The organism is Streptomyces sp. NPDC003247, from assembly GCF_042888135.1.
Lineage (GTDB): Bacteria > Actinomycetota > Actinomycetes > Streptomycetales > Streptomycetaceae > Streptomyces.
The window spans coordinates 201009-212656 of record NZ_JBIAPF010000009.1; the positions used below are offsets into that span (position 1 = coordinate 201009).

The 11648-nt window shown below is 70.8% G+C and carries 11 protein-coding genes; 8 read left to right on the top strand and 3 right to left on the bottom strand.

Translation table 11 applies throughout. The annotated features are described in order from the left end of the window. Positions 1-3: 3 nt before the first annotated feature. From ACFYWQ_RS29100 to ACFYWQ_RS29125, 6 genes are all read left to right on the top strand, one after another. A complete protein-coding gene (locus ACFYWQ_RS29100; protein WP_019058642.1) occupies positions 4-402 on the top strand; it encodes a DUF742 domain-containing protein in 399 nt (132 codons plus the stop codon). After that, positions 383-958: an ATP/GTP-binding protein gene (locus ACFYWQ_RS29105; RefSeq protein WP_132855910.1), complete on the top strand. Its 576-nt coding sequence runs from the start codon at positions 383-385 to the stop codon at positions 956-958. Before ACFYWQ_RS29100 ends, ACFYWQ_RS29105 begins: the two co-directional genes overlap by 20 nt. Before the next feature lie 372 nt (positions 959-1330). Further along, entirely contained in the window at positions 1331-4600 is a 3270-nt protein-coding gene (locus ACFYWQ_RS29110) for a nitrate- and nitrite sensing domain-containing protein (RefSeq protein WP_389520344.1), read from the top strand. Between the two features lie 10 nt (positions 4601-4610). Next, a complete protein-coding gene (locus ACFYWQ_RS29115) occupies positions 4611-5024 on the top strand; it encodes a roadblock/LC7 domain-containing protein (protein ID WP_004983065.1) in 414 nt (137 codons plus the stop codon). A gap of 95 nt (positions 5025-5119) precedes the next feature. Then, on the top strand, positions 5120-5710 hold the full coding sequence (locus tag ACFYWQ_RS29120; protein WP_389520346.1) for a DUF742 domain-containing protein: 591 nt from the start codon (positions 5120-5122) through the stop codon (positions 5708-5710). Next, a complete protein-coding gene (locus ACFYWQ_RS29125) occupies positions 5691-6272 on the top strand; it encodes an ATP/GTP-binding protein (RefSeq protein WP_071369867.1) in 582 nt (193 codons plus the stop codon). The genes ACFYWQ_RS29120 and ACFYWQ_RS29125 overlap by 20 nt, the downstream gene beginning before the upstream one ends. Positions 6273-6514: 242 nt before the next feature. On the opposite strand, the gene ACFYWQ_RS29130 is transcribed toward ACFYWQ_RS29125, so the two are convergent. Continuing rightward, positions 6515-6709 (bottom strand): acyl-CoA carboxylase subunit epsilon, encoded by a 195-nt coding sequence (locus tag ACFYWQ_RS29130; protein WP_389520349.1) that lies wholly within the window; start codon positions 6707-6709, stop codon positions 6515-6517. Between the two features lie 57 nt (positions 6710-6766). Next, entirely contained in the window at positions 6767-8362 is a 1596-nt protein-coding gene (locus ACFYWQ_RS29135; RefSeq protein WP_389520351.1) for an acyl-CoA carboxylase subunit beta, read from the bottom strand. A gap of 385 nt (positions 8363-8747) precedes the next feature. Between ACFYWQ_RS29135 and ACFYWQ_RS29140 the strand changes: the two genes are divergently transcribed. Together ACFYWQ_RS29140 and ACFYWQ_RS29145 are read left to right on the top strand one after the other, a co-directional pair. After that, positions 8748-9374 carry a YceI family protein gene (locus ACFYWQ_RS29140; protein WP_389520353.1) on the top strand — a complete coding sequence of 209 codons (627 nt, stop codon included), beginning with the start codon at positions 8748-8750 and terminating at the stop codon, positions 9372-9374. 187 nt (positions 9375-9561) lie between these two features. Beyond that, positions 9562-10188, top strand: coding sequence for a hypothetical protein (locus ACFYWQ_RS29145; protein ID WP_389520355.1), 627 nt, complete (start codon positions 9562-9564; stop codon positions 10186-10188). Positions 10189-10278: 90 nt separating this feature from the next. On the opposite strand, the gene ACFYWQ_RS29150 is transcribed toward ACFYWQ_RS29145, so the two are convergent. Next, positions 10279-11625: a hypothetical protein gene (locus ACFYWQ_RS29150; RefSeq protein WP_389520357.1), complete on the bottom strand. Its 1347-nt coding sequence runs from the start codon at positions 11623-11625 to the stop codon at positions 10279-10281. Positions 11626-11648: the final 23 nt, after the last annotated feature.

The window sequence follows — 11648 nt, forward strand, 5'->3', positions numbered from 1 at the left end:
TCAATGACCCCGCCCACCGCCTCTCATGATCCGTACGCGGAGCCGTACGGGGACGAGGGCGACCAGCCGCTGGTGCGTCCGTACGCGATGACCGGCGGCCGGACCCGGCCGCGCTACCAGCTCGCCATCGAGGCGCTGATCAGCACCACGGCCGACCCGGCAGCGCTCATGGGGCTGCTCCCCGAGCACCAGCGCATCTGCCACCTGTGCCGCGAGGTCAAGTCGGTGGCAGAGGTGTCGGCGCTGCTGGCCATGCCGCTGGGTGTGGCACGGATCCTGGTCGCGGACCTGGCCGAGGCCGGCCTGGTGGCCATCCACCAGCCGGGCGGCGACGAGAACAACGGCGGCGCACCGGACGTGACGCTGCTCGAAAGGGTGCTCAGTGGACTTCGCAAGCTCTGACGGCGGCCGGGCGACCACCTCCGCGAAAATCGTGGTGGCGGGTGGCTTCGGCGTGGGCAAGACCACGTTCGTGGGTGCCGTCTCGGAGATCAACCCGCTGCGCACGGAGGCCGTGATGACGTCCGCGAGCGCGGGCATCGACGACCTCACCCACACCGGGGACAAGACGACCACCACGGTCGCCATGGACTTCGGCCGCATCACCCTGGACCAGGACCTGATCCTGTACCTCTTCGGTACGCCCGGTCAGGACCGCTTCTGGTTCATGTGGGACGACCTGGTGCGCGGCGCCATCGGCGCGGTGGTCCTGGTGGACACCCGCCGACTGGCCGACTGCTTCCCCGCCGTGGACTACTTCGAGAACAGCGGCCTGCCGTTCGTCGTCGCCCTCAACGGCTTCGACGGGCAGCAGCCGTACCAGCCCGAAGAGGTGCGCGAGGCGCTGCAGATCGGACCGGACACCCCGATCATCACCACCGACGCCCGCCACCGCGCGGACGCCAAGAGTGCGCTGATCACGCTGGTGGAGCACGCGCTGATGGCCCGGCTGCGCTAGCGAAAAACGCGGTGCTCCACGGCAGTTGCCGGGGGCCTGGGAGCCGGCTGTGGCTTAGGACACGGCCGGCTTCGGTGTTCATAACGTTTCGGCAGAGGAATCGCCACGGGGCCGCCACGCGTCGCGGTCGCTCGGTCTCGCTACGCGCATGAAGGCCCCGTCTTTTGACGGGGCTCGCTCTTTATGACCGTTTTATCTGGGGCTTACATCACACTGAATCCATGCTCCCCACTGTTTTGAAGAGCGCAGGTCGTCATGCTGGAATGCCTGAACTGCCCAATAGTCAATGACGTACTCATGGTCGATGGCTGACCGGGCTCTGAGACACTGCGGCACGACGTAGGTGCCGACCGCCGAGAGGTTGTTGGTCGAGTGAGGCGAAGCAAGAAAAGTCCCGAGCCGGCGGCGCGGGGCAACTTCACCCCGCCGCCGCGCGGAGCGGCGACCACCCCTGTGCCGGGCACGGAGTCGCCGGCCGCGCCCGCCGAGAGCGCCGGCCGTCTGTCTCCGCGCAACTGGCGGGTGCGCACCCGGCTCAACGCGATCCTGCTGATACCCGTGCTGGTCGGCCTGGTCATGGGCGGCTTCCAGGTGAAGAGCTCGATCGACACCTGGCAGGAGGCCGAGGACGCGGAGAACACCGCGCGCCTGGTCCAGGCCTCCCTCACCTACGCGGACGCCCTCTACAAGGAGCGGGACACCACCGCCGTTCCCCTCCTCACCGGCGAGAAGGACGACTCGGCCGTCACCGACGCCCGCAAGGCGACCGACGCCGCCGCCGACGCCTTCGACGCGGCCGCCCAGAACATGCCGCAGAAGTCCGGCCTCCAGCGCCGTCTCCAGCTGTTCCGCACCGCCGAGACCAAGCTGACGGCGCTGCGCGCGGCCGCCTACACCTCGCAGCTCACCGGTGTGCAGACCGAGGAGGGGTACACCGCGGTCGCGCACCCCCTGATGGAGTTCTCCAACGAACTCGGCCTCGGCACCGGAAACATCACCTCCTACGGCCGTACCGTCTACGCGATCTCGCTGACCAAGGCCGCCCTCTCCCTCGAGCGCTCGATCGGCATGCACCTGCTGGTCAGCCCCGGCCCCAAGAACGCCGACCTGGCCAAGCAGCGCGTCGCCCTCTCCTCGTACGCCTACCTCGAGGGCATCGCCGTCGAGGAGTACACCGGCGGTGGCACCGAGGCCGACGCGCAGAAGCTGGAGGACGCCGAGGCGAAGATCAAGACGGACGCGACGGCGCAGGCGGCCGCGGCCAAGCAGAAGGACCCGGACTACGTCCCGCCGCCCTCCGACCCCACCGACATGGTCTCCGCGCTGGCGTCGTTGCAGAGCACCGACGAGTCCGAGCGGGCCGCGCTCGCCGAGGAGGGCATCACGGCGGAGAACTGGTGGGCGGTCACCACGCTGAAGTACGACGCGTACCTCCAGATCGAGTCGGACATGGCCGACAAGGCGGTGACCGAGGCCTCGGACATCGCCGCCGACGCCCGGACCGACGCGCTCGTCACCGGTGCCGCGGTCGTGATCGCCCTGCTCCTCGCCTTCATCCTGGCCGCCAGCGTGGCCCGCCAGATGAGCCGCTCGATGCGCCAGCTGCGCAACGCCGCCTTCGGTATCGCCGAGCAGCGGCTGCCGATGCTGGTCGACCAGCTCTCGCGCACCGACCCCGGCCGCGTCGACACCCGGGTCACCCCGATCCCGATCACCACCACCGACGAGATCGGCGAGGTCGCCCGCGCCTTCGACCAGGTCCACCGCGAGGCCGTCCGGCTCGCCGCCGAGCAGGCCCTGCTGCGGGGCAACATCAACGCGATCTTCACCAACCTCTCGCGCCGCAACCAGTCGCTGATCGAGGGCCAGCTGACCCTCATCACCGACCTGGAGAACAACGAGGCCGACCCGGACCAGCTGGAGAACCTCTTCCGCCTGGACCACCTCGCGACCCGTATGCGCCGCAACGGCGAGAACCTCCTCGTCCTCGCCGGCGAGGAGCCCGGCCGCCGCTGGGACCAGCCGGTGCCGCTGGTGGACGTGTTGCGCGCCGCCTCCTCCGAGGTGGAGCAGTACGAGCGCATCGAGCTGTCGGGTGTGCCGGAGGCCGAGATCCACGGCCGTGCCGTGACCGACCTCGTGCACCTGCTGGCCGAGCTGCTGGAGAACGCCACCACGTTCTCCTCGCCGCAGACCAAGGTCCGCGTCACCGCGACCCGTCTGCCCGACGGCCGCATCATGATCGAGATCCACGACAAGGGCATCGGTCTGACGGCCGAGGACTTCGCGGACATCAACCACAAGCTGGCCAACCCGCCGACCGTGGACGCCGCGATCTCGCAGCGCATGGGTCTCTTCGTGGTCGGCCGGCTGTCCGACCGGCACGGCATCCGGGTCCAGCTGCGCCCCTCGGGCGAGCAGGCCGGCACCACCTCGCTGGTCATGCTGCCGGACGCGATCACGCACGGCGGTGGCGGCGAACAGCCCGCGGGCCGCGACGAGTTCACCGTCTCGCAGATCATCCCCGAGCAGCAGTTCCAGGGTGAGAACTTCAACCAGCCGCAGCAGCGCACGGCGGCCGAACTCGGCTTCGACGACAGCCGCTACGTCGAGGTCCCCGACGACATCCGCGACCTGGACCCGGTGGGCCGCACCCGGATGCGCGAGGAGCGCCGGGCGGCCCTGGAGTCCCAGGACCACGGCCGGCAGCAGGACTCCCCCGAGCCGTCCGCGTACGGCGAGGGCCTCGACCACGCCCAGCAGCAACAGCAGCAGGCGTACGACGGTTCCCAGAGCGGCTTCGCCGGTGCGGAGAACGCCTACGGCGACGGTACGGCCGGCGCGACCGGGTACACCGAGCAGCCGACGGGGTCGTACGACCAGCAGACGGCGTACCAGGAGCAGCAGCGTCCGGCGTACGAGGATCCGTACCTCGCGTCGAACGGCACCACCGCACCGAACGGTGGCTTCCCGTCGAACGGCGGCTACCCTGACCCCGCGTATGCGGAACCGTCCCAGGAGGACCGCACGCCGCCCCAGGCGTCCGCGCCGGAGGGCTTCCCGCCGTACGGGGAGCAGTCCTACCAGGGCGACTGGCCCCAGCAGACCGGTTACCAGAACGGCTACCCGGACCAGTACGCTCCGCAAGCGGAATCGGCGCAGGCCGCTGACGCGCAGGAGCGGGACCGCGTAGGCTTCGACCGTCCGGGACCGGCCCCCTCCGCCGCCCACGCGCTGACCGACGCCGGACTGCCCCGCCGCGGCTCCACCGCGGCGAGCGGTTCGAACGGCGCCGCGCAGCCCGTGAACCGCGAGGCGCCGGCCCCCGCTGCGGACAACGGCGGCGACGGCGACTGGCGTTCGGCGAACGACGAGCGCTGGCAGCAGGCCGCGCAGCTCCGCAAGCCGAAGGCGGGCGGGGTCACCTCCTCCGGCCTTCCGCGGCGGGTGCCCAAGGCCAATCTGGTCGAGGGCACCGCCGAGAGCACCCCCCAGGGAGGCCCGCAGGTCTCCCGCGCCCCGGAGGACGTCCGAGGCAGGCTGAGCAACCTGCGTCGAGGCGTCCAGCGCGGACGCAACGCAGGCAGTGAAACGAACGGCCAGGGCTTCGGTCCTGACAGCACCTACGACCAGGAGCGTTAGTGTGAGCCCGATGAGCCAGGCGGCACAGAACCTGAACTGGTTGATCACCAACTTCGTGGACAACACCCCGGGGGTGTCCCACACGGTGGTGGTCTCCGCCGACGGACTCCTTCTGGCGATGTCCGAAGGCTTCCCCCGCGACCGCGCCGACCAGCTCGCGGCCGTCGCCTCCGGTCTGACGTCACTGACGGCAGGCGCCTCCCGGATCTTCGAGGGGGGCAGCGTGAACCAGACGGTTGTGGAGATGGAGCGGGGATTCCTCTTCATCATGTCCATCTCCGACGGTTCTTCGCTCGCAGTCCTCGCACACCCCGAGGCGGACATCGGCCTCATTGGGTACGAGATGGCCCTTCTGGTGGACCGGGCCGGCACGGTCCTGACGCCCGACCTTCGTGCGGAGCTCCAAGGGAGCCTTCTCAACTAACAGACGGACGGTGCGTTTTGGCGTCCCGAGGCCGTAGGGTTTCGGGACGCGGCGTCCACGTGGTGGGTGCCAGGCACAGTCGGAGGAGGAGAAAAGTGGTAACACCCCCAAGCGGTGCGCATTCGGGCAACTGGTCGTACGGCCCTGCCCAGGGCCAGGGCGACGGTTCCCAGAACGCGAACCGTTACAACTTCCCCTCCGCCCCGAGCCAGCAGCGTCAGCCGTACGCGCCCCAGGGCCCGCAGGGTCCCGGACCGTCGCCGTACGACCAGCCGCACGCACCGCGCGTCCAGCCCGTGCAGCCGCAGCGCCGCACCCCTGAGCCGTCGCCCGCCGGGGCGGCCGGCAACCCCTTGGTGCGTCCGTACGCCATGACCGGCGGCCGGACCCGCCCGCGGTACCAGCTCGCCATCGAGGCGCTGGTGCACACCACCGCGCAGCCGCACCAGATGCAGGGCCAGCTGCCCGAGCATCAGCGGATCTGCAACCTCTGCCGAGAGATCAAGTCGGTCGCCGAGATCTCGGCGCTCCTGACCATCCCCCTCGGCGTGGCCAGGATCCTCGTCGCCGACTTGGCGGAGGCGGGACTGGTCGCCATCCATCAGCCCGGCGGCGACGAGAGCGCCGGCGGCCAGCCAGACGTGACACTGCTCGAAAGGGTGCTCAGTGGACTTCGCAAGCTCTAGCGGCGGTCCTTCCCGCTCCACCACCTCCGCGAAGATCGTGGTGGCGGGCGGCTTCGGCGTGGGCAAGACCACGTTCGTCGGCGCTGTCTCGGAGATCAACCCGCTGCGCACAGAGGCCGTGATGACTTCCGCTTCGGCGGGCATCGACGACCTCACCCACACCGGGGACAAGACGACTACCACGGTCGCCATGGACTTCGGCCGCATCACCCTGGACCAGGACCTGATCCTGTACCTCTTCGGTACGCCCGGCCAGGACCGCTTCTGGTTCATGTGGGACGACCTGGTGCGCGGCGCCATCGGCGCGATCGTCCTGGTGGACACCCGCCGGCTCGCCGACTGCTTCCCGGCGGTCGACTACTTCGAGAACTCGGGTCTTCCCTTCGTGATCGCCCTCAACGGTTTCGACGGCAACCAGCCGTACCAGCCGGACGAGGTCCGCGAGGCCCTCCAGATCGGGCCCGACACCCCGATCATCACCACCGACGCCCGCCACCGCGCGGACGCCAAGAGCGCGCTGATCACGCTGGTCGAGCACGCGCTGATGGCGCGGCTGCGGTAGCGGCGGCGCACGGCACGGTACGAACGACAGGGCGCCCTCTCCTCCGGGAGGGGGCGCCCTGTCGTTGTGTGCGGGGTCCTGGGGACGCGCGGCCCGGCGCCGCTTCGCCGGGCACGGCCCGTGCGGGCGCCCGCTCCTCGCGTGCAGGCGGGGCGAACGGCGTACCCGCGCCCTCTGGACGGGCGAAGGCCCCGGCCGCCCGGAGGGGGCGTCGGGGCCTTCGTGGGTGCGGCGTGGGGTGGTCAGCGCCAGCTGTGCGGGGCGCGGAAACCGCCCTCGCGTTCCAGGCGGCGCCAGCCGGCCCTCGGGCGGCCGCGGTGGGCCGGGGCGGGCTCGGGGGTGCGGGCGGCGGCGCGGGCCAGGAGGATCGCCGTGATGGCGGCGACCTCCTCGGGCTCGGCGTGGCCCTTCTCGACGCGGATGTCAGGGGCGTTCATGGCTGTCAGTCTCCGTGAGAGAGGTTTCCGCGAGGGTGTCGCGGAAAGTCCGCTGGGTTACTGCGGGGGGTTGCCGTGCTTGCGGGAGGGCAGGTCGGCGTGTTTCGACTGGAGCATCGCCAGGGACCTGATGAGGATCTCGCGGGTCTCGGCGGGGTCGATGACGTCGTCGACCAGACCGCGTTCGGCCGCGTAGTAGGGGTGCATCAGCTCGGACTTGTACTCCTTGACCATGCGGGCCCGCATGGCCTCGGGGTCCTCGGCCCCGGCGATCTGACGCCGGAAGATGACGTTGGCGGCACCCTCGGCGCCCATCACGGCGATCTCGTTCGTCGGCCAGGCGTAGGTGAGGTCCGCGCCGATGGACTGGCTGTCCATCACGATGTAGGCACCCCCGTACGCCTTGCGCAGGATCAGGGAGATCCGGGGCACGGTCGCGTTGCAGTAGGCGTACAGGAGCTTCGCGCCGTGCCGGATGATGCCGCCGTGCTCCTGGTCGACGCCGGGCAGGAAGCCGGGGACGTCCAGGAGGGTGAGGATCGGGATGTTGAAGGCGTCGCACATCTGCACGAAGCGGGCGGCCTTCTCCGACGCCTCGATGTCGAGGACGCCGGCCAGCGCCTGCGGCTGGTTGGCGACGATGCCCACCACCTGGCCGTCGAGGCGGGCCAGCGCGCAGATGATGTTGCGCGCCCAGCGCTCGTGGACCTCCAGGTACTCGCCGTCGTCGACGATCTCCTCGATCACCTTGGCCATGTCGTAGGGCCGGTTGCCGTCCGCCGGGACCAGGTCCAGCAGCACCTCGCCGCGGCGGTCGACCGGGTCGCCCGACTCCACGCGCGGGGGGTTCTCCCGGTTGTTCTGCGGCAGGAGCGACAGCAGGTAGCGGACCTCCGCGATGCAGGTCTCCTCGTCGTCGTAGGCGAAGTGGCACACCCCGGAGGTCTCGGCGTGCACGTCCGCGCCGCCCAGGCCGTTCTGGGAGATCTCCTCACCGGTGACGGCCTTGACCACGTCGGGCCCGGTGATGAACATCTGCGAGGTCTCACGGACCATGAAGACGAAGTCGGTCAGCGCCGGGCTGTAGGCCGCGCCGCCCGCGCACGGGCCCAGCATCACCGAGATCTGCGGGATGACACCCGAGGCCCTGGTGTTGCGCTGGAAGATCCCTCCGTAACCCGCGAGCGCGGAGACACCCTCCTGGATCCGGGCCCCCGCGCCGTCGTTCAGCGACACCAGCGGAGCACCCGCCGCGATGGCCATGTCCATGATCTTGTGGATCTTCGTCGCGTGGGCCTCGCCCAGCGCCCCGCCGAAGATCCGGAAGTCATGGGCGTAGACGAAGACCGTACGGCCCTCCACCGTGCCCCAGCCGGTGATCACACCGTCGGTGTACGGCTTCTTCGCCTCCAGACCGAACCCGGTCGCCCGGTGCCGGCGCAACTGCTCGACCTCCTGGAAGGACCCCGGGTCCAGGAGCAGCCCGATGCGCTCACGGGCGGTCAGCTTGCCCTTGGCGTGCTGCGCCAGGGTCGCCTTCTCGCTCGGCCCGGCCAGCGCCTGCGCACGGATCTCGTGCAGCTCGGCGACGCGCCCGCGCGCGTCCGTGGGCTCCGTGGTCGGCTCACCCGTCGTCTCTTCCAAAACGGTCATGTAGCGACCTTACGAAGCCCACCAAGGAAAGCGAGACGTCGACTCCGTACAGTGTCCGACGCGTTTTCCTGGTGCCCCTGAACAGATCCAAGGGGGCATGCAGGCTTTCCGACTGCTCAGAGGGCGTCACGGTTGTGGAGACCGCACAAAAGCGGCCGGCGAGACCCGCCGCACATTCGCCGGGCGGCGATCCCTCCAGGCGGGTGACGCGACGAGCTTAGCCTGCGCGGTCGGGTTCGCGAGGACGACCTGCCGTCACCCCGGGATCACCCTGCGCATGAGGTTGAAAGTTGAACGGAATAGGTCTACAGTCGACCTCGTTGAAGTCGTTGAACATTCAACAGCCTCCAGCCCCGCCATCGATCCGACCCCCCAGGAGCACGTCATGGGCATCTTCGGCCGCAAGAACTCCGAGACCTCCACCGCCACCGCGTCCGGCACGGCCACCGCCGTCGCCACCGTGAACCCGGAGCTCGCCGCGCTCACCGGCGAGTACACGATCGACCCGGCGCACTCGACGCTCGGTTTCGTCGCCCGGCACGCGATGGTCACCAACGTCAAGGGCAAGTTCAACGACTTCACCGGCACGCTGCACCTGGACGGCACCGACCCGTCCCGCTCGACCGCCACGCTCGACGTCACGATGGACAGCATCGACACCGGGTCCGCCGACCGCGACGGGCACCTGAAGAGCGCCGACTTCTTCAAGACCGACGAGTTCCCGGCGATGACCTTCCGCTCCACCGCGGCGCAGGCCCTCGGCGGCGACGACTACCGCATCACGGGCGACCTGACCATCCTCGGCGTCACCCGGCCGCTCACCATCGACCTGGAGTTCAACGGATCCGCGAAGGACCCGTTCGGCAACGAGCGCGTCGGCTTCGAGGGCCGGGCCGAGATCCTGCGCTCCGAGTGGGGCCTGACCTGGAACGCGGCGCTGGAGACGGGCGGCGTACTGGTCTCCGACAAGATCAAGCTGAACTTCGACATCTCGGCCGTCCGCAACGCGTGACACGCCCCCGGCGGTGCACCGACACCGCCCCCTCCGAGCGCGCCCGCCCTCCACTCCCCCCTCGGGAGGGCGGGCGCTCGGCGTGCCTGGACCGTGCTTCCCCGCGCCCCCCACTCCCACCGCCGTCACTCGTTGCTCAGGGTGTCCCCCTGAGACGGCAGGGAAGACGCTCGAGCAAGGAGGCAGCATGAGCACCAGGACAGGACCGCAGAAATACCCGGGCGCCGACCGCGACCACTGGTACCAGGACGACTTCGAAGGCGACCGCATGGAGGTCAACGTCGTCGTCCTGCACACCACGGAGGGCACCTCGCTCCCCGGCTACGGAGGCGGCGCCTCCGCGCCGAACCTGACGGCGGTGCCCGACCTCGCGGCCAAGAAGCTGAAGTGGTACCAGCACTTCGACATCGACATCTCCTCGCGCGCCCTGCTCAACAAGCCCGGCGGCGTCGAGACGAACACCCTGAACGTCTGCCAGGTCGAACTGGCCGGCACCTGCGACCCCGAGACGCACACCAAGTGGCGCACCGGCGACCGGGCCCACGTCTACTGGCCGAAGGCCCCCGACTGGGCCCTGCTCGGCGTCGCCCGCTTCCTCACCTGGATGCACACCGAGCACGACGTCCCCCTGCGCGGCCCGGCCCTGTGGCCCGCGTACCCGAAGTCCTACGGCAACGGCGGCGGGCAGCGGATGAGCAAGGCGCGCTGGAACGCCTTCAAGGGCGTGTGCGGGCACATGCACGTACCGGAGAACACGCACGGGGATCCGGGGGCCATCGACTTCGAGCGGCTGCTGGAACTGGCCAAGGGATAGCGGGGCCCCGGGTCCCGTACGCGCCCTGCGGCGTCCGCGGGCCCGGCGCGCCCCGCGCCGGGCCCGTGCCGGTCTCCCGCGGGGACCGGGTCAGAAGCCTCCCCCGAAGTCCCCGCCGCCGCCGAAGTCGCCGCCCCCGAACCCGCCGAAGCCGCCGAAGTCCCCGGTGTCGAAGTCCGCGCCGGAGACGTCACCGCCCTCGTAGCCACCGCCGAAGTCGCCGTAGCCGCTGCCGTAGTCGGCGGCGTAGGACGGGGTGGCCATCATGCTGCCGAGCAGGGTGCCGACGAGCAGGCCGGGCAGGATGCCGCCGCCGAAGTAGCCGCCCGCCCAGGGGCCATAGGCCGGGCCCGCCTCCCAGTACGGGCGGCGGCCGTAGTCGGTGTCGACCTCGCGGACCGCCGGGTCGAGGCCGTCGGCGAGGCGGGTCCGGTCCGCGGCGCAGACCGGGACCTCGCGCGGCGCGCCGCCGGACGGCGTCCAGGTGGCGTCGGCCACGGAGGTGCCGTGGCGCGGGTCGAAGAAGCAGGGCGGCCGGCGCTCGGGCAGCTCCCCGCCCGTCCTGCGCGCGGCGAGCCGGGCCAGGGAGAACCGGCCGTCGTCCAGGGCCTGGGTGACCGCGCGCACGTCCTCCGGCCTGCTCGCGGCGGCCATGGACGACTTGGCCCGGTCGTAGGCGTCGAGGGCGTGCTCGTAGTCGGTGCGCATGGTGTCGTCGGCGCCCGGTTCGGCCGGGTGGAAGTCCAGGCGGTCCAGTTCCTCGCCGAACGCGGTGATGTCCTCGTCGACGACGACCCGGAGCCGTTCGAGGGCGGCCCGCTGCTCCTCCGCGTGCCGCCGACGGCTGCGGCGGACGAGGGTGTACGCGCCGGCGCCGCCGGCCACCAGGACCGCGCCGGTGGTGATCAGCGCGGTGGAGGAGATACCGGCGCCGTCCGGGCTCCAGCTCGCGGGGGCCGAGCCGCCCATGTTGGCCAGGGCCCGGTCGGTGAACTCGTCGAGCTGGGTGGCGGTGTCGGTCTCGCCCCGCACGCTGGAGACCAGGTTGCGGACGGCCGCGTTCGGCAGCACGGCGGAGTCGGCGCGGGCGTCGAAGCGGTCGCCGAGGCGGACGGCGTACAGGCCGGTCACGCCGGTGGCGGTGCGCAGGTCCGTGAAGAGGTTCTCGGTCGGCTGGTCCGCGGGCAGGACCGCGACGAACACGGGCTTGTCGGCGCTCTCGATCGTCTTGCGCAGCGCGTCGGCGTCCGCCCGCGACAGCAGGGCGGACGCCTCCGGGTCGACGTACACGGGGCTCTCGCGGAGGGCCTCGGCGATCGTCGTGACGCTGCTGTCCGCGACCGCGCGCGGGGCGCCCGCCGACACCAGCGTCAGCGTGGCGAGCGCCAGCGCGGCCAGGAGGCCGGCGAAAGCTCGGGCCGATGGTGCGACCTTCATACTTTGACGCTACCCGAATCGCC